The following is a 22,244-nucleotide window of genomic DNA, read 5'->3' as shown; positions in this document are numbered from 1 at the left end:
CGGCGCCCGTCGTCGCCGCCGCCTGAAGCGAGTTGATCGCGCGGCGCATGTCGCCGTCGGCTGCGTACACCAAGGCGTCGACTCCGGCGTCGGTCACCTCGATCGACTCCGCGGACGCGATCTCGCGGACCATCCCGCCGACCGCCTCGTCCGACAGCGGCGAGAACCGGAAGACGGCGCAGCGCGACTGGATCGGGTCGATGATCTTCGACGAGTAGTTACACGAGAGGATAAACCGGGTGTTGTCGGAGAACTGCTCCATCGTGCGGCGGAGCGCCGCCTGTGCATCATCTGTAAGGCTGTCGGACTCGTCGAGGAACACGATCCGGAAGTCGCCGCCGAACGACGAGCGCGCGAACCCCTTGATCCGGTCGCGGACGACGTCGATGCCGCGTTGGTCGGAGGCGTTCAGTTCGAGGAAGTTGCCGCGCCAGTTGTCCTCGCCGTAGATCTCGCGGGCGATGGCGGTGGCCGCGGTCGTCTTCCCGACGCCCGCGGGCCCCGAGAAGAGCAGGTGCGGCACGTCGTCCTGCGCGATGTAGCTCTGGAGCCGCTCGACGATCTCCGATTGCCCGTGGATGTCGTCGAGCGTCTGCGGCCGGTACTTCTCGATCCAGATCTCCCGGCCCGTCGCGGTCGCAGCCGGCTGCTCGTCGGCCTCGCTCATTGCCCGATCTGAGGGTCGGCGGGGTGATAAACGAACCGAGACCGGGCTCTCACTCCGCCCGCATCAGCCGCTGGAGCTCGTACGCGAACACCCAGACTCCCATCAACACGCCGACGGGGACGACCACCGCCGCGATCTCTCGCGACACCGGCAGTTCCGCGACGTCGATGAGCAGGTGCGTCGTCGTCGCCGCGATCTGCGCGAACAGCTCGTACTCCTCGCGGATCGCGTCCGTCAGCATCGACCCGACGACGAGGGTCACCATCGCGGCGACGCCGTGGACCGTCCCCCGGATATGTGGCATAGTCGTCATATCCGCGAGGACCGTCATCAGTGTTTCTCTCGTCGCTACATCCGCCGTCGGACCGCCTCGCGGAACGCGCTCGCCGCGTCGCCGCCGTCCTCCGCCTCTCGCAGGCGCCCCGTCGCGTCGGCGTCTACATCCGGCGCGAGGACGGCCGCCGCGGCGCCAGTCGCGACGGTCTCGGCGCGCCAGTCAACGTATCGCTCCCCGAGCCACGCCGGGAGGTCGGCGCGTAACACGGCGTTCCGCCAGGCGAACTCCCGAGCGCCCTTCAGGCCGAGCAGGGCCAACCGGTCGTCGAGGGGATCGAGCAGCCGGTCGACCCCGGCGATCCCGACCGCAGCGTACGCCTCGACGAGGACGTCCTGTACGGTCTGGACGAGCCGGGCGAGGATCGCGTTTATGCGGTCGTGGTCCTCGCGCTTGACATCGCGGTCCGGGTCGATTTCGACCGCACCGAGCGTGTACGTGAGGTCGTAGGTGATGTGCGCGTTGATCGCGAGCAGGGCGTCCTGCGCGACGAGCGACTCGCCGCGGACCGCGGCGGTGAAGGCGATCAGCCACGGTCGCGGGAGCGACTCGAACGCGCGGCGCTCGAACGCCGCCAGCGCCCGGCGGTAGCGCTCCGCGAAGGCGACGAGGTACGACGCGGCCCACTCCGGGTCGACGAACGCGCCGTCGTCGATCGCGGTCCGGACGGTCGCCGTCATCCGGCTGTACACCGTGAGAAACACCGCGCGCCGGTCGCCGCGCTCGCGGAGGTACGACTCGGTCCGCGCCAGCCGCTCGTCGACATCGGCGACGGACGCGAACGGGCCCGAGACGATCTCGAGGAGGCCCAGATCCGGCTCCTCATCGGCTAGGGCCGCGGCCGCGCCGTCCGCCTCGATGTCGACTGTCCGTCGGACTCCGGCGAGCAGCGCCTCCGCTTCGTCGACGGTCGGAACGCTGGTGCGGATCGGGATCATCGTGACGAGACGGCGAACGCCGTCAGAACGTTCGGTACTCCGCCGCGATACAAGAGCGTTGCCGCCGGCTCCGGGGTCCGCCTACGCGAACTCGTCGATGAGTTCGGGCACCACGTCGAAGAGGTCGCCGACGATCCCGTAGTCGGCGATGTCGAATATCGGCGCGTTCGGGTCGGTGTTGATCGCGACGATCGTGTCCGACCCTTTCATGCCGGCGACGTGCTGGACCGCGCCGGAGATGCCGACCGCGATGTACACGTCCGGCGTGACGACCTTCCCACTCTGTCCGACCTGCCGGTTCTTCGGCAGCCAACCGTTGTCGACGATCGGTCGAGAGGCGGACAGCGTCGCGCCGAGCGCGTCCGCGAGGTCCTCGATGAGCTCGATGTTCTCCTCCTCCTCGATGCCGCGGCCGACCGAGACGAGCACGTCGGCGTCCGCGATGTCGACGTCGCCGCCGCCGACCTCCTCGAAGCCGGTGACGCGGGCTCCCGACTCGGGGAGGTCGATGTCGGCCGTCTCGACCGTCGCGTCTCCGACGCCCTCCGCGGGCGGCCACTCACCGCCCCGGACCGTGAGGACGAACCGGTCGCCCTCGACGTCGACCGTCGTCTCGACCTTCGAGCCGTACATCTCGCGGGTGACGGTGAGCCCGTCGTCGTACTCGATCCCGACCGCGTCGGTCACCAGCGGGACGCCGAGGCTCTCGGCGAGGGCGGGCGCGTAGTCGAGCCCGTTGACGGAGTTCGGCAGCACCACCGCCCCGGCGTCGACGCGGTCGGCCAGCGTCGAGGCCGCCGCTCGGTAGGCGTTGTGGTCGAACTCCTCGCCGTCGGCGACGGCGTGGATCGCGTCGACCCCCTCGCGGTTCAGCTCCTCCGCGAAGGCGTCGACGTCGCCCGCGACGACCGCCACGTGGAGGTCGACTCCCCGCGCGTCGGCGAGCTCTCGGCCGGCGGTGATCGCCTCGTACGAGACGTCGCGGAGCTCTCCCCGGCGGTGTTCGGCGGCGACGAGCACGCTCATTACGCGCTCACCCCCTTGTCACGGAGGACCTCGGCAAGGCGACCCGCGGACTCCCCGGCGTCCCCCTCGATGATCTCCGCGTCCGACTCGCTCTCCGGCTCGTACATCGAGGTGAGCGTCAGCGCGCTCTCGACGTCCTCGGCCGTCAGCCCGAGGTCGGACAGCGCCTTCACCGCTATCTCCTTCCGCTGTGCCTGCCGGATCCCGCGGAGGCTCGCGTACCGCGGCTCGTTGAGCCCGGTCTGGACGGTCAACACCGCCGGGAGGTCGACGTCGGTCAGCTCCTCGACCCCGCCCTCCAGCTCGCGGTGGACGTGGGCCACCCCCGCGTCCGCGTCGACGTCGAGGTCGTTGACGACCGCGGCGTGCTCGAAGCCGATCCGCTCCGCGAGCGCGACGCCGGTCGCGCCGAACCCGGTGTCGGCCGCCTGGACCCCCCCGAGGATCAGGTCCGGCTCCTCCTCCGCGACGACCGCCTCGAACAGCTCGACCTTCGAGGCGACGTCGGCGAACCCGCCGTCCAGCGCGTCGTCCCAGACGCGGACCGCGCGGTCGGCGCCCTTCGCGAGCGCCATCCGGATTGTCTCCTCCGAGCGCTCCGGCCCGACGGTGACGGTCACGACCTCGTCCGCGATCCCGGCCTCGGCCAGCTGGACCGCCGCCTCGACGGCGTAGTCGTCCCACTCGTTGAGATCGTACTCGAGATCGGACTCGGCGATGTCGGTCCCCTCGATCGCGAAGTCGTCGTCCGCCTCCGCGACCTCCTTGACGGTCACCAGAACCTTCATGATCGTTACTCGGTCGCTCGCCCTGTAATGGTTTTCGGAACGGGCGAGGACGGACCGGCGGTTTCCGCTTCCGCGGGTCAGCGCTCGGCGCTCGAACGGGCGCTGTCGCCGCCGTCGCTGTCTCCTCGGTGTCGCCGCTTCCGCCTACTCCTCGCCGTCGCCGCCCGTCTCGTCCTCGCCGTCGGGCAGCGAAATGAGGTTCTCGCGGCCGAGTCGGAGCTTCTCGACGCGCCCCTCGTCGGCCATCGCCGAGAGCAACTGCGAGACCTTCGCGTCCGACCACCCGGTCTCGGCGACGATGTCTGCCTGCCGCATCCGGCCGCCGTTCTCGTCGAGGAGCCGCTCGACGCGTTCCTCGTCCGAGAGCAGCGAGAGGTCCGGCCCGTCGTCGCCGTCCTCCCCCTTTCCGACGGAATCGCCGGGGTCGTCCCCCGAACCGTCGTCTTCCGGACCGCCGTCGCCGGCACCGATCGGCTTCCGGTCGGCGCCGCCGGGGTCCGCGGTCTCGGAGGTCGCGGCTGACTCGTCCGAGACGTCCTCCTCGGCGGTGATCCGGCGGTACCCGACGACGCTGCCGGCGATGAGCGTGGCCCCGAGCAGTATCGCGGCCGCCAGCATTCCCCACGGAGCGCCCGCCCCGGCGGGCTCGTACACGATCCGTACCGGGTCGCCGCTCTCGAACGTCTGGGGGCCCTCGATTATCACGTCGCCGTCGGAGAGCTGCGTCACGGCGGTGCTCGGCGTTCCGGTGACGGCGTACCCCTCCGGCGTCGCCACCTCCAGGGTCTGGCTCGCCTCGAGGCTACGCAGCCACGTCTCGTTGCCCGGCGTCGTCAGCGCGTCCCCGAGGATCAGGCTCTCGCCGTCCTGTGCGAGGAACTCGGTCCAGGTGAACCGCAGGCGGAACTCACCGACGGCGACGGCGTCTTCGGTGGCGACGTCGAACTCGCTCGGGTCCTCGTACACCTCGACCTCCCGCTCGACGCCCTCGATAGACATCGACCGGTCGACGGTGCGGCTCGCCTCCCGACGGAATCCCTCGAACAGCGCGGCGTTCGGCCCGATCTCGCCGCCGCGGAAGCGCTCGCCGGCCGTGCGGAACACGTCGGTCTCGTTCTCGTCGGCCAGCGAGTACCGCACCGCGACGGTCCAGTCGGCGCTCCGGTCCGGGTTCAACGCGAGTCGGATACGGGTCGTCGACGGCGAGGTGATCGCGTCGTCGGTCTGTTGGCGAACCGCTGATTCCCCGCCGAGAGACCCCCGAACGTCGGTCGAGCCGTCGAGCGGCCCGGCGTGGTTCGGGGCGACCTCCGCGTCGAGGGGAGAGGGGGCCGTCGTCGCGCCGGTGACCGCGCCGCCGGCGCTCGCGAGCAACGCGAGCGCGACGATCGCGACCAAGAACGCGCGCAGGGCGGGGTTCCGCATACGTCTCCGGCCACTCGCGCGCCGGGCAAAACGCTTTCCATACGCTGTTTTTCGACGGGAAACGCGGTCGAACTCCCACTCACGTCCGCGGCCGGACGCGCCGTCGACCGCGACACCGACCCGCACGGCGCCGGTGACCGACCGCAGTGGGTGGATTTTTTGTATCGCGGGGCGAACCAGCAGACGATGAGAGCCCTCCCGATCGCCGCGGTCGCGGTCCTGCTGCTCGTGGCGCCGGTCGCCGGCGTCGCCGGCCCCGACGTCGTCGCCTCCGACGGCGCTTCGCCCGCCTCAGAGCCGGCGCGGCCCGCCGCCTCCGTCCCGCCTTCCGGCCCGGCGCAGTCCGTTGATCCCGTCTCGCCCTCCACATCCCCGTCACGGTCCGTCGATCTCGCCTCCTCGGTGGATTCCCCGTCGACCCCCAGCCAACTCGCGCCGCAGATCGAAACGGCGAACCTCACGCTCCGGACGCTCTCGACGCCGTCGGGCGCGGCGACGCGCGTCAGCACGTCCACCCGGGGCCCCGACCTCGGATCGTCGCTCGGGTTCGCGACCGCCGACGCCGACGCCGCCTTCGAGACGGCGGCCGTCGTCGACCGGATCGAGCGCACCGAGACGAACGTCGAGCGCCAACAGCAGATCCTCGCGGAGATCAACCGCGTCGAGCGCGCCGAGGTGGCGCTGTACAGCCGCCAGTCGGAGGCCTTCAGCTCGCACGCCGACGGCGAGATCACCGACCGCGAACTGCTCGACGAACTCGTCCGTGTGGCGGCGACCGCTAAGGAGTACGACGAGCGGCTCGACGCGATCGACGCGCTCGCCGACGCGACGGAGGACTTCAGCTCTCCCGGTCGGCTCGACGAGCTTCAGGTGGCGCTACAGGTGTACGAGGGGCCGGTCCGCGACCGCGCCCTCGCCATCGCCCGCGGGCAGTCCGCCCCGAGCGACATCTACGTCGCGTCGAGCCAGGGCGCCGTCGTGCTCGCGACCGTCGTCGAGGACGAGTACGTTCGCGAGGTCTTCCGCACGGGCCGCTGGGACCGCGGCGGCAGCGACATCTCGAACGACGCGGCCATCGAGATGACCGAGGCGGCCTACCCTGAGACGGCCGCGCTCCGCCAGCCCGACGCGTTCGGCGCGGGCTCGGTCCAGCGTATCACGATCCCGCACGAGTTCGGCACCCTCCAGACGTTCGTCAGCGGCGGGACGGAACAGGTGTTCGTCGAACACCAGCGGGTCGGCCTGACGGCGTTCCCCGACAGCGAACCGGTCACCGCCTCCGGCGACGGGTTCAACGTCACCGTCGAGCGGACCTACCCCGGCGGCCCGGTGACCGTCACCGTCCTCGACGACGAGACGGGCGAACCGGTTCCCGATGTCACCGTCACGAAGTCCGTCGGCGGGGGAGACAGTCGGGCGATCGGCACCACCGACGGGGCCGGCGTCGTTCGGACGCTCTCGCCCGCCGAGCCGTACCGGATCACGGTCGTCGACGAGCCGTACGTCGTCGTTCTCGACGACATCGAACCCCTGACGACCCCGAGGCCGGTCGGCGACGAGTGACCGGTCGGCCGGGTCGTCTCCGCCGGTCCGGACCGCCCGTTCCGGCCCGCGTTTCCGCCCCCGCTCGCCGCCGCCCGGGCCGACCCTTTTGTACGGAACCGCCGCAGGACCGCCGTGCCACCAGCCGCTCGTCGCCGCCGGGGAATGGCGCCCGTCGCGGGCGTGCTGCTCATCGCGATCACGGTCGTGCTGGCCGGCGGCGTCGCGGCCGCCGCGCTCGACGGTCCCAGCGCGACGGTGCCGCCGTCGGCGGTGCTGTCGCTGTCGGCGACCGACGATCGGATCGCGATCGATCACCGCGGCGGCGACCCGATCGACGTCTCGGCCGTGACGATCCGCGTCAGCATCGACGGCGAACCGCTCGACGAACAGCCGCCGCTCCCGTTCTTTTCGGCCGCCGGGTTTCACCCCGGGCCGACCGGTCCGTTCAACGCCGCCGGCGACGACACGCTGCGCGTCGGGGAGACGGCGACGTTCCGCGTCGCGGACACCAACGATCCGACGCTCGAACCCGGCCGGACGGTCACCGTCGACATCACGGCCGACGGGCAGCCGGTCGCGTCGCTGGAGGCGTCCGTCGAAGCGGGCTGAAGCGAGCGCGACGCGGGAACCGCGCTCTCACTCGGCGTCGGGCGCCGAGGGTTCCGCGTTGGCGGCGGTCGAACCCGACCCGTCGTCCGTTCCGTCGCCGCCGGGAACGCGAGCGACGGTCGTGATCGCTCGCGGACTCTGTGGCGTCGCCTGCTGGATGTGGTGTTCGTACTCCTCGTAGCCGGCGGCCTCGAACATCCGGTCGGCCTCGTCGGCGTCGTAGAACAGCATGATCGCGTCGGCCACTCGCTGGAGGATCGGGTTGTTCGGGTAGTCCGGACCGACGACGAGCACCTGTCCGCCGGGCTTCGCGACGCGGCGGAGCTCGCGGAGCCCCTCGACGGGATTCGGCCAGTACTCGATCGAGCCGGACGACCAGACCACGTCGAACGCGTCGTCGCGGAACGGGAGCCGCTCGGCGTCGCCGCGATAGAAGTCGACGCGGTCGTGTTTCCCGAACTTCTCGAACGCCTTCTCCATCTGGTGGACGCTCTGGTCGAGGCCGTGGACGTCGTCGGCGTGCTCTAACAGTCCCTCGGTGCCGAACCCGGTGCCGCAGCCGACGTCGAGCACCGTCGGGTCGTCGCCGAACTCCAGCCACGAGAGCGCCTCGGCGCGCATCTCCTCGTTCCAGTTGAAGCGGTTGATCTGGTCGTACACCTTCGAGAGGTACTTGTAGAAGAGCCGGGCGTTCGACTTGTCCTCGAGGATCCCCATTTACCGGTTCATTGGGCCGCCCGCCCCATAACGACACGGATCCGCGGTCGGCCGACGCCGGTTTCGGCGCCCGCTTCCGACCGTCTTTTCCGCCCGCCACCCGTTCCCTCGGGCATGAACCCGACGACGAGCGGCCGGTTCCGCGTCCACGACCGGCGCCAGCGGCCGGACATCGACGACGACGCGGCTCGGAGCGGCGTCGACGACGCCGAGGAGTTCGTCCTCGTCGAACTCGCCGACGAGCCGGTCGATCCGACGGACCCCGACGCCGCGGACCGGTACGACCCGCTGTACGCCACCGCCGAGGGATACGACGGCGACCTCGCGGACGCCGTCGACGCGCTCCGTCCCGGCTTCGTCGTCGACGCGACGCTGGCGTGGACCGACGGCTCCGCGCGATTCCGCGAGGTCGAGGTCGTCCGCGAGACCCGGTTCCGCTTCGCCGACGACGTGGAGGGGATGTTCGAGGCGGCCGTCGAGACGTGGCGACAGATCCGCGCGGACGGCGAGCCCGTCGGCTCGATCACGACCCGGTCGAACGACGGCGATCCGAACGGCGCGCTCTACCTCTTCGCCGATGCGCCCGGCAGCGACACCTTCGAGGAGGTCCGAACCGGGCGGCTCCCGATCGAACCGCTCGTCGCGCGGGTGAACGACTCGCGGGACGACGACGACCCGCGGGAGGTGTTCGTGCTGCGCCCCGCGGAGTACGAGTTCGTCGCCGTCTACGTCGTCTTCGACCGCGACGGCGTCCTCGCGCAGACGGTCCGCGACACCTACGACCTCGGGGTCGGCTTGGCCGCGGGGCTCGACGCGAACTACCCCGACGGTGACGGCGGGAGCGACTCGCCGGTTCTCGACGAGGCGGGCGACTCGGACGACGACGACTTTGACGCCCTCGACCGCCTGTAGACGGAGCACCTGCGCCGTCGACGGCGCCGAACTACAGCCAGTCCGCGTCGGGGTCGACCCGGCCGGCCGGCGTCTCGCCGTTGAGGACGGCCGCCACGTCCGCCGCGCCGCTCCGGTTGAGGTCGTCCTTCGCCTCCTCGCTGTACCACGCCGCGTGCGGCGTGACGACCGTGTCGTCGCGCCCGACGAGTGGGTCGTCCTCCGGCGGTTCCTCGGCGAGCACGTCGAGGCCGGCGGCCTTGATCTCGTCCGCCTCCAGGGCGTCGAGCAGCGCGTCGGCGTCGACGACCGGACCGCGACTCACGTTGACGACGACCGAGTCCTCGTCGAGGCGCGCCAGCGCGTCAGCGTCGACGATTCCCCGGGTCGCGTCCGTCAGGGGGGCGTAGACGCCGACGTGGTCGGCCCGGTCGAACAGCGCCTCGAAATCGACCTCCTCGACGCCGTACTCGGCCATCTCGTCGGCACCGACGAACGGGTCGTACGCGACGAGGTCCGCGTCGAACCCGGAGAGCTGCTCGGCGGCGCGCTGCGCGATCGGCCCGAACGAGAGCAGCCCGATGGTCGACGCGCTCACGCGCCGGATCGGCGCGCCGGCCTCCCAGCTCCACCCGCCGCCCGCGACGGCGTCGTCGTACGGCTTCAGCGACCGCAGGCACGCGAGGAGCAGCGTCACCGAGTGCGTCGCGACCTCGTCGGTACAGTAGTCCGGGACGCGGGTGACGGTGACGCCGCGCTCCGCGGCCGCCTCCACGTCGATGTTGTCGACGCCGACCGCCGACCGGACCACGACGTCGAGGTCCGTGGCGTCGAGCGCCGCCTCCGTGACGGGCGTGTTGATGTCGGTGACGACAGCGTCGGCCCCCGAGGCCGCGTCGATCAGCCGCTCGGTCGAGCCCAGCTCCGCGACTTCGATCTCGACCGGCTCGTCGACCGCGTCCGCGAGCACCTCGCGGTACGTCTCCGGGTCTATCATCGGGAACGCGGACAGCACCAGTTTGGCCATACGCCTCCTCTCCCGCCGATCCACTTTACGACTGTCACTGACGCTGTCAGGCCTTCATACGTCCGTTTCGATCGTGTAGGATATCCTCTCCCCGTGTCGTCGAGGCTCGGTCAACGGGCCGCCCGTCCGCTTCGAATCGGCCTCGTCGCCCCCCGCTTCCGGGGGCCTCGGTCGCGTTCCGATGACTCTTTGCGGCCGCCGACCGTACGGCTACCTGTGAGCGAGGACAGTTCGAAGCCCCCGATGCTGGTTCTCCTTGAGTCGCTGTCGTTCTACCGCAACGTCCGAGTGGGGGCGGCGGCTGGCGCGCTGCTCGCGGTCCTGCTGTACCTCGTCAGGACCCTCGAACTGCTCGGCCCCGTGATCGACACGCGCGAGTACCCGCTTTTCGGACCGGACGTCTGGTTCCTCCTGCTGGCGTTCGTGCTGGCGGCGACCTCGGCGCTGTCGGTCGCGGTCGTCCTCACGATCGCGACCGCCGTCAGCGGCGCACGTGGCGCGGAGCGTCCGGAGTCATAGGGACCGCATCGGGCCGCCGCGAGAAGGGGGGCGATCGGAACCGCACCGACGATCGGAAGATCCCGTCAGTCGGCCGTACAGGAGGCCTCGTTCTCGTCGGCGGTGAACTCCTGAGCCGGCTCCGTGAGCTTGTAGAGGTTCTGCCTGGCGTCCGCGAAGTAGACGTCCTCGTCGACGACGTCGATCCCCTCGAGCCGTTCGAGCGCGTACCGGACGGTGCGGGCCGACAGCATCGACTCTTGGACGATCCCCTTCTGGGTCAACGGTCCGTTGTACTCGAGCACCTTGAAGACGAGTTTGGCGCTCGGCGGGAGGTCGTCGAGGCCCTCCGTTTGAGTTCCTTCCATCGTTACGATTCGAAACCGCACACGCTCATAAATGTTGATGGAGCATTGCCGCTGAACCGCCGTATACCGGAGATATGCGCCGCTTTTCGCGGTACAAACCGGCAATATGGCCCTATTTCTCCCCGCTGGACTGACCAGTCAGTCAGCGATTCGGCTCGCGCGCGCCTCGGCCGGGGCGACGCGCGCCGGACCGACCCGGCGGATGTCCCCGCGGTACTCCCGTCGCGGTCGCGGCCGGCGGCGGGAACGAACGGCTTTTCACGGGCGCTCGCGGATCCGAAGGCATGAGCGACGACTCGGGCCTCTCCGACCACGCGCGCGGCGTGGTCGTCACGACCATCTGCTGTCTCGCCGGGATCGCCGCCGGCGTCGTTTCGGCCGTCTACGTCGGCACCGATCCGGCCTCCGCCGCGAGCACGACCGCGGTGTTCGTGCTCGGGGCGTTCGTCATCGCGCAGTACCCGATATTTAAAGCGGTCGGCGTCGGGGACTTCGGCGTCAAAGACAACCTCTACGTCGCGTTTCTCACGTTCACCCTCTGGTTCATCAGCTACACCGTCCTCCTGACGTCCGGCGTCGAACTGGGGGTCTGAGATGGCGGACGACAGTATCGCGGTCGTGGACCTCGACCGGTGTCAGCCCGACCGCTGTAACTACGAGTGTATGAAGGACTGCCCGCCCAACCGGACGGGCAAGGAGTGTATCACGGAGCGCGGCGAGGACGCCGAAGAAGGCGATCCGGACCAGATCCACATCTCCGAGGAAATCTGTCTCGGCGAGACGTGCGGCATCTGCGTCAACTCCTGCCCGTTCGACGCCATCGAGATCATCAACCTCCCCTCCGAACTCGACGACGACCCGGTCCACCGCTACGGCGACAACGCCTTCTCGCTGTACGGCCTCCCCACGCCGGAGCCGGGCAGTGTCACCGGTATCCTCGGTCCGAACGGGATCGGGAAGTCCACGGCCGTCCACGCGCTCGCCGGCGAGATGGTCCCGAACCTCGGCGACCACGCCGCCGACGGCGACTGGGAGCGCGTCCTCGACCGCTTCCGCGGCACCGGGATCCAGAGCTACCTCGAATCGCTCCGCGACGGCGACGTGACGGTCGCGCGCAAGCCGCAGTACGTCGACCAGATCCCGAACCAGTTCGACGGGAACACCCGCGAACTCCTGGAGCGGACCGACGAGCGCGGCGCGCTCGACGATCTCGTCGACCGCCTCAACATCCGCCCGGTGATGGACCAGGACATCGACTCCATCTCGGGCGGCGAGCTCCAGCGCGTCGCCATCGCGGCGTGCCTCGCACGTGACGCCGACTTCTACTTCCTCGACGAGATCACGCCGTACCTCGACATCGGCCAGCGGATGATCGTCGCCCGGCTCATCCGCGAGCTCGCCGACGACGACGCGGCCGACCGGTCGATGCTCGTCGTCGAACACGACCTCGCCATCCTCGACCTCCTCGCCGACACCCTCCACGTCGCGTACGGGGAGCCCGGCGCGTACGGGGTCATCACCGACCCGAAGTCGGTGCGGAAGGGGATCAACGAGTACCTGAAGGGGTACCTCGACAACGAGAACATGCGGATCCGCCCGTCGGCGATCACCTTCGAGGAGCACGCGCCGCGGGTCGCCTCCCGGAGCGAGACGCTGATCGAGTACCCGGACCTGCGGAAGTCGTACGGCGACGGCGAGTTCGAGCTCCGCGTCGAGGGCGGCGAGATCAACCGCTCCGAGGTGTTGGGCGTCGTCGGCCCGAACGGGATCGGGAAGTCCACGCTCGCGCAGCTGTTCACGGGTGACTTGGAGCCCGACGAGGGCGAGCTCGACTTCGCGCTCGACATCTCCTATAAGCCGCAGTACATCGACATCGACCAGCACATGCGGGTCGACGCGTTCCTCTCGTCGATCACCGACGAGTTCGGCTCCTCCTACTGGAACACCGAGATCGCCCAGCCCCTCCAGTTGGAGCGCGTGATGGAGCAGAACCTCTCGGACCTCTCTGGCGGGGAACGTCAGCGCGTCGCCATCGCGGCCTGTCTCTCCGACGACGCCGATCTCTACCTGCTCGACGAGCCCTCGGCCCACCTCGACGTGGAGCAGCGCGTCCGGGCGACGACGGCGATCCGCCGGTACGCCGAGAACCACGACGCGACGGTGATGGTGATCGACCACGACATCTACATGATCGACCTGCTGGCCGACCGGCTGATGGTGTTCGACGGCGAGCCGGCCGAGCGCGGCCGCGCGGCGCCGCCGCAGGACATGCGCGACGGCATGAACGAGTTCCTCGCCGACCTCGAGATCACCTTCCGCCGCGACGAGCGCACCGGACGCCCCCGGATCAATAAGCCGGGCTCACAGCTCGACAGCCAGCAGAAGCGCGACGGCGAGTACTACTACTCCGGCTGATCGGAATCGACGTTCGCGGTTGCCCCCCGACGCCCGTCGATTCGCGGTATCGAAGCGATTAAGCCCGGAACACGCAAACGCCGGCACATGAAACACCTCATCATCCGCGGCGACCCCGACATCCGGAAGGACGCGGTGATCGAGCACGACGGCGAGGAGCTGGTCTGTTTCGGCATCAACGTCCAGGGGGGCTGGCACGGCCCGGACGAGCCCCAGCTATGGTGTACCGTCGGCACCGAGGACGAGCGCGACGCCTACGACAAACGCGAGTACGTCCCCCACTGGCTCGACGTCGAGACGGTCGACGCCGGGGACCTCGACGTGATCAAGGCGAAGGGCGACCTCTCCGTCTAACGCGCCGACCGCTTCTCGCCGGCGCTTCTACCCGTCTACCGGCGGGTCCGCCAGCCACGCCTCGATGGCGCCCGCCATCGCCCCGCGGCGGTGGATCGTCCCCGCCTCGGGGTCGACGACCGTGCTCTCGGTGCCGGGCGTCTCGCCGCCGTCGATCACGGCGGCGACCCCGTCGCGGACCCGGTCGTCGAGGTCGCCGAGGTCGGTGACGCTGCCGGTCCCGGAGACGTTGGCGCTCGTCGCCGTGAGGGGACCGGTCTCGGCCATGAGCGCCCGCGCGAGGTCGTGGTCCGGCACGCGGATCCCGACGCGGTCGCGGCCGGCGGTGAGCGCGTCCGGCACGCCGTCGCCGCGCTCGACGACGACGGTCACCGGCCCCGGGAGGAACGCCCGGGCGAACGCCACCGCCCGCTCCGTCGGGCGGGTGTGGCGGAGGGCGTCGTCGACGCTCGCGACGCCGAGCGAGAGCGGATTCGACCGGTCGCGGCCCTTCAGGTCGAAGACGCGCTCGACGGCGTCGGGATCGAGCGCGTCCGCGCCGAGCCCGTACACCGTCTCGGTCGGGTAGACGACGAGGTCGCCGCGGTCGACGGCGGCGGCCGCCGCGCGCAGCTCGTCGGATCGGTCCGGTCCGTCGTCGCTCGTATCGGCGGTCACGTGCGGCTATTCGGTGCCGAGTTGAAAAAGCGTGACGAGTGGACGTTGCCGCCCCTACCGACGCCCGCCGGGAGACGACGCGGCCGCGGAGCGCGAGGGTATCAGTCGACGAGGTTCGCGACCGCGTCGTCGATCGCCTCGGCGTCGGGGAATGCGGGGTGTTCGCCCGCGACCCACGCGTACTCGACGGTGCGGTCGGCGTCGAGGAGGAAGACGGCGGGACGACTCTCCGTGACCCCCGTCATGCCGTCGATGTCGTGCGCGAGGCCGTACTCCTCGATCACGCCCGCGCCCGGGTCAGAGAAGATGCGGACGCCGTCGCCGCGGTCGGCGAGCAGGCGCTTGTGGGCGTACGGCGTCGAGATCGAGACGCCGAGGACGTCGACCTCGTCGCTCCACCCGTGGTCGTCGACCGTGTTGTAGAGGTACGTCCCCTGAAACGCGCCGTCCATCGGGTGGAAGAGGAGGAGCGTCGGCCCGTCGACGACGTCGGCGAGCGAGCGGTCCTCCCAGTACTCGCCGTTCACGAGCGGGCGGGTGAAGTCGGGCGCCGCGTCGCCCTCCTCGACGTGGTCGGTCTCCGGGAGAGAGACGACGTCGAAGTCGGGCATCTCAGGCACCTCCCTCGGCGTCGACCGCGCGGCCGCCGTCGGCCGCCGCGTCGCCGTACGTGCCGCGGAGGTACTCGACGATGTTCGCGCTCTCGGACATCGTCACGCCCGTCTCGCGGTCGACGATCGCCGGGACGCTCCGCGCGCCGGAGACGCGCTTGACGACGTTGCGCTCCGAGTGCATCGGCTCGACGTATCGGGAGCGGTACGCCACGTCGAGTTCGTTCAGCGTCCGGACCACGCGCTCGCAGTACGGACACGCTTGGAGCCGGTACAGGGTGATCTGTGGCTCGGTCATGCCTCGCGATTCGCCCGCGAGACGGGTAATCGTGTCGGCAGCGGCACCCTCGGTGTCGGCGGATCCGAGTCGGCGACGATTCGGGGCACCGCGCGCACCGGTGGGCGCGCTCGGGTGCGCGGCACGGCGACCGTTTCCGCGGCGGTCGGGTCGCTTCCGGGTTAGTCGAAGGGAACGCTTTAATCGCGGGCCGACGGATGACAAACGAACATGGGCTTGTCGTCTAGTGCGCCGGTGGTCGATGTCCTCCAGATACCGATGCCGGGTCAAGAGGTCGTGACCGCCCTCGGTGTCGTTGCGATTATGCTTCTCATCGGGCTCTCGGCGTTCTTTTCCTCGTCCGAGATCGCGATGTTCTCGCTGCAGCAACACCGCATCGATAGCCTCGTCGACGAGGGGGTGACGGGGGCGAAGACGATCCGCGACATGAAACAGAACCCCCACCGCCTGCTGGTGACGATCCTCGTCGGGAACAACATCGTCAACGTGGCGATGACCTCCATCGCCACCGCGCTGTTCGGGATCTACCTCTCGCGGGGGCAGTCGGTGCTGGCGACGACCTTCGGGATCACGACGCTCGTGCTGATCTTCGGCGAGAGCGCGCCCAAGTCGTACGCCGTCGAGAACACCGAGTCGTGGGCGCTGCGGATCGCCCGCCCGCTGAAGGCCTCTGAGTATGCCCTCTACCCGCTCGTCGTCCTCTTCGACTACATCGTCAAGGGCGTCAACAGCGTCATCGGCGGCTCGGCGGCCATCGAGTCGACGTACGTCACCCGCGACGAGATCCAGGACATCATCGAGACGGGCGAGCGCGAGGGCGTCATCGAGGAGGAGGAGCGGGAGATGCTCGACCGCATCTTCCGGTTCAACAACACCATCGCCAAGGAGGTGATGACGCCGCGGCTCGACGTCACCGCGGTCGCGAAGGAGGACTCCGTCGAGGAGGCGATCGAGACGTGTATCCAGGCCGACCACGAGCGCGTCCCCGTCTACGAGGGGAACCTCGACAACATCATCGGCGTGGTGACGGTGCGCGATCTGGTCCGCGAACTGCGCTACTCCGAGGGCCAGCCCTCCCTCGAGCGCGTCGTCAAGCCCACGCTCCACGTCCCGGAGTCGAAGAACGCGGACGAGCTGCTCGCGGAGATGCAGGAGAACCGCCTCCAGATGGTGACGGTCATCGACGAGTTCGGCACCACGGAGGGGATCATCACCTTAGAGGACATGGTCGAGGAGATCGTCGGCGAGATCCTCGAGGGCGACGAGGAGGCGCCGGTGGAGTTCGTCGACGACAACGTCGCGGTCGTCCAGGGCGAGGTGAACATCGACGAGGTCAACGAGATCCTCGGGATCGATCTCCCGGAGGGCGAGGAGTTCGAGACGCTCGCGGGCTTCGTGTTCAACCGCGCCGGGCGCCTCGTCGAGGAGGGCGAAGAGATCGAGTTCGACGAGATCCGGATCCGTATCGAGCGCGTCGACAACACCCGCATCATGTCCGCGCGCGTGAAGGTCCTCGACGGCGACGCGGGGGCGGCGGACTCGAGCGCCCCGGTCGAGGCCACCGACTTGACCGACGAGACCGAGGCGGCGGAGACGGACGGCGAGGGCGGGCCCGCTCGGAACGACGCGGAATAGTCGCGGACTACGACATCTTCGGAGTTCGATGCGATTGTCTGTGGGTAGCTGACCGCGATTGTCAGTACGAACGTCAGAATATCCAGCCGTTCACTTATAAACAGCCATCACCGAAGCGGCGAAGACCACCGCCAAACCCCCTGCCGCACCACAGCCCCACGCCTCCTCGGCTTTCAAACGGCGTAGGCGCGGGCGGCCGCGACGAGCGCCTTCCGGTAGTCGCTCTCCGAGGGGTCGTGACCGAGGTCCAGGAACCGTGCTTTGAACGCGTCCACGTCGACGGCGTCGGTGTCGCTGCCGGCCGCGCGCGCGAGGTCGTAGATGCGGTGGTCGGGACCAGCGATGTCGTGTCGCTCCACGAGGGCGAGCGCGAATGCGGCGTTGACGGCGGTAATCTCTGGGTCGGCGCCCGCCGTCACCGGCGGTGAACCGGTACGAGACACGTCGGGGCGGTCCGCGACCGCGGCCGCCAGCGTCGATTCGAGGAAGCCGAGGAGCTTGTTCGCGGGCGCCACCGAGAGCGTGATGTCGTCGGCGTAGATGTCTTTCATGTGGTTCGCGATCTGGTAGCAGTGCGCGAGCTTGCGGCGCTCGACCTTCTCACCGGAGAGACCGAGGTACAACGCCTCCTCCGTGGACTGAAGGTGCGAGGGGTGTCCCTCCTCGTACCGGGCCATGTGCGCGAGCTCGTGGATCGCCAGTTCGCGCGCCATCGCGCTCGTGGCGGCCCGCCGGGAGACGTTCAGGACGTGGTGGTCGTCGTAGTGGCCGGCCCACGTCCGCTCGTCGGGGTCCTCGCGGACCACGACGCGGACCGGCGCCTCCACGGAGCGCTCGGTTTCGAAGAGGTCCGCGGCGCCGAGAAACGGGTCGGGAGGAACGTCCCCCTGAACGCGAAGATCCATGCGTACAGTTCACACGGGTGGCGGCGGTAAGTCTCTTGCGCTCGCGGACCCGGTTCGCGGCGCGCCGGCGCCCGGTTCCGACGACGACTCTCGCCCTCCCTAGGCGACTCGTTCCTCTCGGCGACCGGCGTACGCTTTTGAGGCCTCCCGACGAACGTCGAACCATGCGCGTCTACGCGGCGTACGACGACGGGCTCCGGATCGTCGACCCCGCGACCGGCGCGGTCGAGACTCGCCTCTCCGGCCAGCGCGTCGACTGTCTCTCCGTCGCGGACCCCGGCGACGGCGCGGCGGGAGCCGGAACCCGCGGTCCGCGCGTCCTCGCCGGGACCTTCGACGCGGGGCTGTTCCGCTCCGTCGACGGCGGCGAGCGGTTCGCGGGCGCGGCCGCGTCGACGCTCGGTCCCGAGGGGTCCGGCCCGGACGCGGTCACCGCGGTCGCGACGAGCCCGCACGACCCCTCGGTCGTCTGGATCGGCACGGAGCCCTCGCGCGCGTACCGCTCCGTCGACGGCGGCGAGACGGCGGCACTGGTCGGCGGGCTGACCGACCTCCCCTCGGCGTCCGAGTGGTCGTTCCCGCCGCGACCCGACACGCACCACGTCCGGTGGATCGAACCCTGTCCCGCCGATCCGGACCGCTGGCTCCTCGGGATCGAGGCGGGTGCGCTCGCCGTGACGGCCGACGGCGGCGCGACGTGGACCGACCGCCCGCCGGGGTCGCGCCGTGACACCCACGCGATGGCGACGCACCCGGACGCCCCCGACCGCGTCTACGCCGCCGCCGGCGACGGCTTCGCCGAGAGCGACGACCGCGGCGACTCGTGGCGCGTCCGCGACGCCGGCCTCGACCACGGCTACGTCTGGGGGCTCGCGGTCGACCCCGGGGACCCGGACACCGCCGTGGTCAGCGCGGCCCGGGGCGCGACGGCCGCCCACCGCCGCGGCGAGGCGCACCTGTACCGCTACCGTCGCGGCGGGGAAGAGGAGGACGAGGGGACGGGGGCGACGGGCGACGCGGGCGCGTTCGAGCGCCTCGACGACCGCGGCGTTCCGACCGGGGAGGGGACGTATCGAGCGGTCCTCGCGGCCGGGCGGTCCGCCGGCGAGATCTGGGCGCTCTCGAACCGCGGGCTCTTCGTGACCCGCGACGCCGGCGACTCCTTCGAGCAGGTCCCGGTCGATCTCCCCGACCGCCCGGCGCGGGCGCTGGCGGTCGCTTGAGCAGCGAGCGAGGCGAAAAGCGACGAAACGCGGTCGAACGCCGTCGAAAGCAGTCAGTCTCGGACCGCGCCGACGATCAGGTAGACGACCGGCGTGTCGAGGACGGCGATCGCGAGCTTCAGCAGGTACTGACCCAGTCCGAGCGCGAGCAGCGCCGGCGGGTCGAACACCGGCCCGACCCCGAGCAAGAGCGGGGCGGCGTAGAAGGCGACGCCGACGAAGATGGCGGTGTCTATCGCTTGGCTCGTGGCGGTCGAGCCGATGTTGCGGAGCCACAGCATTCCTTCGCCCGTGCGGTCGCGGATCGCGTGGAACACGAACACGTCCCAGTTCTGGCTCACGACGTACGCCAGCAGGCTGCCCGCGACGATGTTCGCCGCCGGTCCGAGCGCCGCCTGGAAGGCGGCGGACACCTCGGGGTCGACACCGGGCGCCGCGAGCGTCGACCACACCAGCGCTAACACGAGGAAGTTCGCGAGGAACGCGACGTTGACGACCACCTGCGTCGCGCGCCGGCCGTACAGCTCCGCGTAGCAGTCGGAGGCGAGGAACGTGAGCGCGTACGCGAGCGCGGCGCCGGGCAGCAGGATCTCTGCGCCGACCACCGGCAGCGCGAACGGGAGCGGCAGCGCGAGCACCTTCGCTGCGGTGAGCTGCGCGGTCCCGAGCGCGACCGTGAACAGCGTGATAAGCGCCACCGCCGCGACCGCCGTCCGGTCCAGCGGGTCGGTCCGGAAGGGCCCGTTCCCGCCGGCCGCCGTCCGACTACTCATCGGTCTCCTCCGTTGACTCGCTCTCCTCCAACCCCGCCGCCGTCCCCGGGTCGTCGTCGAGCCGGTCGTGGCGGGCGTCGATCTCGTCGAGCAGGTCGAGGGTCTTCCGGATCGACGCGCGCACCGCGTCGCTGCGGTTCACGAACTTCCCGTCGTCGCCCACGTGGTCGTCGAGGTCGGCGAGCAGCTCCGCCGGGATCTCGACGCTTATCTTCGGCATACTCGCGTCGTGGACGCCGGGTAGGGATGAACGTTATTATCCGGAGATTATCGAGAGAGTCCCGAAGTGCTCGACTCGACGTCCGGCTGCGCTGCCCGCCCGCCCAGAGCTCGTAAACCGCTACGTTGAAGTGGGTTTACGAGTCCGTTGAGTCATGGCAACGAACACGGAGTCCGTCGATCTCGTCGGCGACGAGGCGGCGACGAACCTCGCTCGCGCCGCGCTGTTCGCGGCGCTCGTCGGGGCGTTCGCGTACGTCTCCTTCCCGAACCCGCTCTCGGCAGGGGTACCGATCACGCTCCAAGTCCTCGGCGTGTTCCTCGCGGGGATCATGCTCGGCCCGGTGTGGGGGTCGCTCTCGATGGTCCTGTACCTCGCCGCCGGCGCGGTCGGCGCGCCGGTCTTCTCCGGCGGCACCGCGGGGATCAGCTACCTGATCGCCAGCCCGACGCTCGGGTTCCTCTGGTCGTACCCCTTCGCCGCGGGAGTGATCGGGCTCGTCGCCCACCGCGGGACGAGCCTCTCCGAGGTCGACGCGGTCCCGACGCCGGTCCTCGTGGGAGCGATGGTCGCCGGGACCGCGATCATCTACGGGTTCGGCACGGTCGGCTTCGCGGTGATACAGTACGACCCGTGGTACGCGTCGCTGTGGCAGGCGTTCCTTGTCTCTTCGTTCGCCTTCGTCCCCGTCGAGGCGGTCAAGATCGCCGCCGCCGTCGGCATCGTCAAGAACGACGCGATCGCGGCTGCCTGACCCGGCGTGATCGCCGTCAGCGACCTCACGCACGCGTTTGACGGGGCGGTCGCGCTCGACTCGGTCTCGCTCTCCGTCGACGACGGCGAGTTCCTCCTCGTCACCGGCCCGAACGGCTCCGGCAAGACGACGCTCGTCCGTCACTTCAACGGCCTGCTCTCGCCCACCGAGGGAGAGGTCCGGGTCAACGGCGTCCCGGCCGAGGCGGACCTCGTCGCGGCGCGGACGGCGGTCGGGATGGTGTTCCAACGCCCGGCGGACAGCTTCGTCGCCGCGACGATCGCGGCCGACGTGGCGTTCGGCCCCGAGAACCTCGGTCTGTCCCACGACGAGATCGACCGACGCGTGGCGACCGCCCTCGACGCGGTCAACCTCGCCGGGCGGGGCGACGAGCGGATCGACGCGCTCTCCGGCGGCGAGAAGGCCCGTGTCGCGGTCGCCGGCGCGCTGGCGATGGAGCCGGACCACCTCGTCCTCGACGAGCCGTTCTCGGGGCTCGACGAGCCCGCCCGTCGCTCGCTGCTGTCTCACCTCGCGTCGCTCTCGGCCGACGGAACGGGGATCGTCGTCGTCACTCACGACCTGCGCGGCCTGATCGACCGGTGTGACCGGGTGATCGCGCTCGCCGACGGGTCGATCGCGTTGGACGCCCCGCCCGAGGCGGCGCGCGCCGAACTCCCCGCGCTCGACGTCCACGTCCCGGCGAGCGAGCGCCTCGAGGGCGAGTCCGACACGCGATGATCGGCTACGTCCCCGGCTCGACTGTCGCGCACCGGCTCGACCCCCGGGCGAAGATCGCCGTTCAGGTCGCGTTCGCCGCCGCGGCGTTCGCGTACACGACCCCCCGCGGGCTCGCCGTCCTGTCCGTCCTCGCGCTCGCGGTCGCCCGGCTCGCGTCGCTGTCGCTCGCCGGCGTCGTCCGCTCGTTCAGGGTCATCCTCCCCTTCCTCGTCGCCGCGCCGCTCGTCGCGACGATCGAGCTGTCTCCGCCGGCGATAGACCCGGGAGCGGCCGTCTACCCGGCGCTGTCGAGCTACCGCGTGCTGCTCGTCGTCGTCGTCAGCGCGGCGTACGTCCGTACCACGACGGTCCGGGAGTCGCGCGCGGCGATCCAGCGGACCGTCCCGGGTCGCCCCGGCGTGTTCCTCGGCGTCGGCGTCTCGCTCGTCTTCCGGTTCCTCCCGGTTCTCCGGCGGGAGATCACGGCGGTCAGGGAGGCGTCGGCGGCCCGGCTCGGCACCGAACGCCCGCTCGTCGACCGGATCGAGCGCGTCGCCGTCGCGGGCGCGACCCGGACGCTGGGGTGCGCGGACCGCCTCTCCACGGCGCTCTCGGCCCGCTGTTTCGCGTGGAACCCGACGCTGCCGCGGCTGACGCTCGCCCGGATCGACGCGCCGGCGCTGGCGCTCGCGGGAGCGCTGCTGGCGGCGGCGCTGTTTCGGGCCGTCTGAGCCGTCGTCGCTTGCGCGGACCGGGATCTCCCCCGCGGCGGGAGCCCTTCGATTCGCGCGAACGCCGCGCGGCGGCCGCTGCGCTGTGGCAAGTTTTAACCCGGCCGTATCCCGG

The 22,244-nt window shown here is 70.4% G+C and carries 27 protein-coding genes; 12 read left to right on the top strand and 15 right to left on the bottom strand.

All coding sequences use genetic code 11. From position 1 onward, the window contains the following. The 6 genes from Z052_RS16375 to Z052_RS16350 form a co-directional block, all read right to left on the bottom strand. Nucleotides 1–667 (bottom strand): replication factor C small subunit (locus Z052_RS16375; RefSeq protein ID WP_099289257.1); only part of this gene is annotated, 667 nt, incomplete at its 3' end. A 49-nt stretch (nucleotides 668–716) separates the two neighbouring features. Beyond that, nucleotides 717–971 (bottom strand): hypothetical protein, encoded by a 255-nt coding sequence (locus tag Z052_RS16370; protein WP_176455094.1) that lies wholly within the window; start codon nucleotides 969–971, stop codon nucleotides 717–719. A gap of 44 nt (nucleotides 972–1,015) precedes the next feature. Further along, nucleotides 1,016–1,939, bottom strand: coding sequence for a DUF5995 family protein (locus Z052_RS16365; protein WP_094495720.1), 924 nt, complete (start codon nucleotides 1,937–1,939; stop codon nucleotides 1,016–1,018). Nucleotides 1,940–2,020: 81 nt separating this feature from the next. Further along, nucleotides 2,021–2,965, bottom strand: a complete 945-nt coding sequence (locus tag Z052_RS16360) for an electron transfer flavoprotein subunit alpha/FixB family protein (RefSeq protein ID WP_086215921.1) — start codon at nucleotides 2,963–2,965, stop codon at nucleotides 2,021–2,023. Beyond that, complete coding sequence (locus tag Z052_RS16355; protein WP_049931454.1) at nucleotides 2,965–3,753, bottom strand: electron transfer flavoprotein subunit beta/FixA family protein; 789 nt, start codon at nucleotides 3,751–3,753, stop codon at nucleotides 2,965–2,967. The genes Z052_RS16360 and Z052_RS16355 overlap by 1 nt, the downstream gene beginning before the upstream one ends. A 144-nt stretch (nucleotides 3,754–3,897) precedes the next feature. After that, nucleotides 3,898–5,178, bottom strand: a complete 1,281-nt coding sequence (locus Z052_RS16350; RefSeq protein ID WP_086215920.1) for a hypothetical protein — start codon at nucleotides 5,176–5,178, stop codon at nucleotides 3,898–3,900. 186 nt (nucleotides 5,179–5,364) lie between these two features. Between Z052_RS16350 and Z052_RS16345 the strand changes: the two genes are divergently transcribed. Continuing rightward, nucleotides 5,365–6,741, top strand: a complete 1,377-nt coding sequence (locus Z052_RS16345) for a hypothetical protein (protein WP_094520919.1) — start codon at nucleotides 5,365–5,367, stop codon at nucleotides 6,739–6,741. 144 nt (nucleotides 6,742–6,885) lie between these two features. Continuing rightward, nucleotides 6,886–7,332 (top strand): type IV pilin, encoded by a 447-nt coding sequence (locus Z052_RS16340; protein WP_086215919.1) that lies wholly within the window; start codon nucleotides 6,886–6,888, stop codon nucleotides 7,330–7,332. A 27-nt stretch (nucleotides 7,333–7,359) separates the two neighbouring features. Here the strand turns inward: Z052_RS16340 and Z052_RS16335 are convergent, their stop codons facing one another. Beyond that, entirely contained in the window at nucleotides 7,360–8,049 is a 690-nt protein-coding gene (locus tag Z052_RS16335) for a methyltransferase domain-containing protein (RefSeq protein ID WP_049931458.1), read from the bottom strand. 114 nt (nucleotides 8,050–8,163) lie between these two features. Here Z052_RS16335 and Z052_RS16330 point away from each other — a divergent pair, with 114 nt between their 5' ends. Continuing rightward, nucleotides 8,164–8,961 carry a DUF6663 family protein gene (locus Z052_RS16330; RefSeq protein WP_089308017.1) on the top strand — a complete coding sequence of 266 codons (798 nt, stop codon included), beginning with the start codon at nucleotides 8,164–8,166 and terminating at the stop codon, nucleotides 8,959–8,961. A 31-nt stretch (nucleotides 8,962–8,992) separates the two neighbouring features. On the opposite strand, the gene Z052_RS16325 is transcribed toward Z052_RS16330, so the two are convergent. Next, entirely contained in the window at nucleotides 8,993–9,967 is a 975-nt protein-coding gene (locus tag Z052_RS16325) for a C-terminal binding protein (RefSeq protein ID WP_086215917.1), read from the bottom strand. Between the two features lie 243 nt (nucleotides 9,968–10,210). Between Z052_RS16325 and Z052_RS16320 the strand changes: the two genes are divergently transcribed. Continuing rightward, on the top strand, nucleotides 10,211–10,486 hold the full coding sequence (locus tag Z052_RS16320) for a hypothetical protein (protein WP_049931522.1): 276 nt from the start codon (nucleotides 10,211–10,213) through the stop codon (nucleotides 10,484–10,486). Nucleotides 10,487–10,551: 65 nt separating this feature from the next. Here the strand turns inward: Z052_RS16320 and Z052_RS16315 are convergent, their stop codons facing one another. Next, nucleotides 10,552–10,833 carry a helix-turn-helix domain-containing protein gene (locus Z052_RS16315; protein WP_099289256.1) on the bottom strand — a complete coding sequence of 94 codons (282 nt, stop codon included), beginning with the start codon at nucleotides 10,831–10,833 and terminating at the stop codon, nucleotides 10,552–10,554. A 284-nt stretch (nucleotides 10,834–11,117) separates the two neighbouring features. On the opposite strand from Z052_RS16315, the gene Z052_RS16310 reads away from it, so the two are divergent. The 3 genes from Z052_RS16310 (at nucleotide 11,118) to Z052_RS16300 (ending at nucleotide 13,602) form a co-directional block, all read left to right on the top strand. After that, nucleotides 11,118–11,426, top strand: a complete 309-nt coding sequence (locus tag Z052_RS16310; RefSeq protein ID WP_086215915.1) for a hypothetical protein — start codon at nucleotides 11,118–11,120, stop codon at nucleotides 11,424–11,426. Nucleotide 11,427: 1 nt separating this feature from the next. After that, a complete protein-coding gene (locus Z052_RS16305; RefSeq protein ID WP_049931463.1) occupies nucleotides 11,428–13,248 on the top strand; it encodes a ribosome biogenesis/translation initiation ATPase RLI in 1,821 nt (606 codons plus the stop codon). 87 nt (nucleotides 13,249–13,335) lie between these two features. Beyond that, the gene (locus Z052_RS16300) at nucleotides 13,336–13,602 is read left to right on the top strand and encodes an HAH_0734 family protein (protein WP_049931464.1); all 267 of its coding nucleotides are present in this window, start codon (nucleotides 13,336–13,338) and stop codon (nucleotides 13,600–13,602) included. A 27-nt stretch (nucleotides 13,603–13,629) separates the two neighbouring features. Here the strand turns inward: Z052_RS16300 and Z052_RS16295 are convergent, their stop codons facing one another. The 3 genes from Z052_RS16295 to Z052_RS16285 all read right to left on the bottom strand — a co-directional run bounded on the left by Z052_RS16295 (nucleotide 13,630) and on the right by Z052_RS16285 (nucleotide 15,168). Then, entirely contained in the window at nucleotides 13,630–14,259 is a 630-nt protein-coding gene (locus tag Z052_RS16295) for an L-threonylcarbamoyladenylate synthase (RefSeq protein ID WP_049931465.1), read from the bottom strand. 101 nt (nucleotides 14,260–14,360) lie between these two features. Continuing rightward, nucleotides 14,361–14,870 (bottom strand): redoxin domain-containing protein, encoded by a 510-nt coding sequence (locus Z052_RS16290; protein ID WP_086215912.1) that lies wholly within the window; start codon nucleotides 14,868–14,870, stop codon nucleotides 14,361–14,363. Nucleotide 14,871: 1 nt separating this feature from the next. Continuing rightward, the gene (locus Z052_RS16285; RefSeq protein WP_089308014.1) at nucleotides 14,872–15,168 is read right to left on the bottom strand and encodes a glutathione S-transferase N-terminal domain-containing protein; all 297 of its coding nucleotides are present in this window, start codon (nucleotides 15,166–15,168) and stop codon (nucleotides 14,872–14,874) included. 210 nt (nucleotides 15,169–15,378) lie between these two features. On the opposite strand from Z052_RS16285, the gene Z052_RS16280 reads away from it, so the two are divergent. Continuing rightward, the gene (locus Z052_RS16280; RefSeq protein WP_094520920.1) at nucleotides 15,379–16,803 is read left to right on the top strand and encodes a hemolysin family protein; all 1,425 of its coding nucleotides are present in this window, start codon (nucleotides 15,379–15,381) and stop codon (nucleotides 16,801–16,803) included. A gap of 173 nt (nucleotides 16,804–16,976) precedes the next feature. On the opposite strand, the gene Z052_RS16275 is transcribed toward Z052_RS16280, so the two are convergent. Next, a complete protein-coding gene (locus tag Z052_RS16275; RefSeq protein ID WP_086215909.1) occupies nucleotides 16,977–17,708 on the bottom strand; it encodes a DUF5781 family protein in 732 nt (243 codons plus the stop codon). Nucleotides 17,709–17,872: 164 nt separating this feature from the next. Between Z052_RS16275 and Z052_RS16270 the strand changes: the two genes are divergently transcribed. Next, a complete protein-coding gene (locus tag Z052_RS16270) occupies nucleotides 17,873–18,931 on the top strand; it encodes a hypothetical protein (protein ID WP_094520921.1) in 1,059 nt (352 codons plus the stop codon). A 53-nt stretch (nucleotides 18,932–18,984) separates the two neighbouring features. On the opposite strand, the gene Z052_RS16265 is transcribed toward Z052_RS16270, so the two are convergent. Both Z052_RS16265 and Z052_RS16260 read right to left on the bottom strand, forming a co-directional pair. Beyond that, nucleotides 18,985–19,704 carry a queuosine precursor transporter gene (locus tag Z052_RS16265; protein WP_049931471.1) on the bottom strand — a complete coding sequence of 240 codons (720 nt, stop codon included), beginning with the start codon at nucleotides 19,702–19,704 and terminating at the stop codon, nucleotides 18,985–18,987. After that, nucleotides 19,697–19,924: a type II toxin-antitoxin system ParD family antitoxin gene (locus tag Z052_RS16260; RefSeq protein ID WP_094520691.1), complete on the bottom strand. Its 228-nt coding sequence runs from the start codon at nucleotides 19,922–19,924 to the stop codon at nucleotides 19,697–19,699. The genes Z052_RS16265 and Z052_RS16260 overlap by 8 nt, the downstream gene beginning before the upstream one ends. Nucleotides 19,925–20,078: 154 nt before the next feature. Between Z052_RS16260 and Z052_RS16255 the strand changes: the two genes are divergently transcribed. Genes Z052_RS16255 through Z052_RS16245 form a run of 3 tightly spaced genes read left to right on the top strand, consistent with a single transcriptional unit; the run spans nucleotide 20,079 to nucleotide 22,129 of the window. Next, a complete protein-coding gene (locus Z052_RS16255) occupies nucleotides 20,079–20,678 on the top strand; it encodes a biotin transporter BioY (protein WP_094520690.1) in 600 nt (199 codons plus the stop codon). Between the two features lie 6 nt (nucleotides 20,679–20,684). Then, on the top strand, nucleotides 20,685–21,419 hold the full coding sequence (locus Z052_RS16250) for an energy-coupling factor ABC transporter ATP-binding protein (RefSeq protein WP_049931474.1): 735 nt from the start codon (nucleotides 20,685–20,687) through the stop codon (nucleotides 21,417–21,419). Then, complete coding sequence (locus Z052_RS16245) at nucleotides 21,416–22,129, top strand: energy-coupling factor transporter transmembrane protein EcfT (protein ID WP_099289255.1); 714 nt, start codon at nucleotides 21,416–21,418, stop codon at nucleotides 22,127–22,129. The genes Z052_RS16250 and Z052_RS16245 overlap by 4 nt, the downstream gene beginning before the upstream one ends. The last annotated feature ends 115 nt before the right edge of the window (nucleotides 22,130–22,244 follow it).

This window comes from Halorubrum sp. C191 (genome assembly GCF_002727095.1).
Taxonomy (GTDB): Archaea; Halobacteriota; Halobacteria; order Halobacteriales; family Haloferacaceae; genus Halorubrum; species Halorubrum ezzemoulense.
Note: the sequence above shows the minus strand (reverse complement) of the source record. Positions and strands in the feature narration are given on the sequence as shown.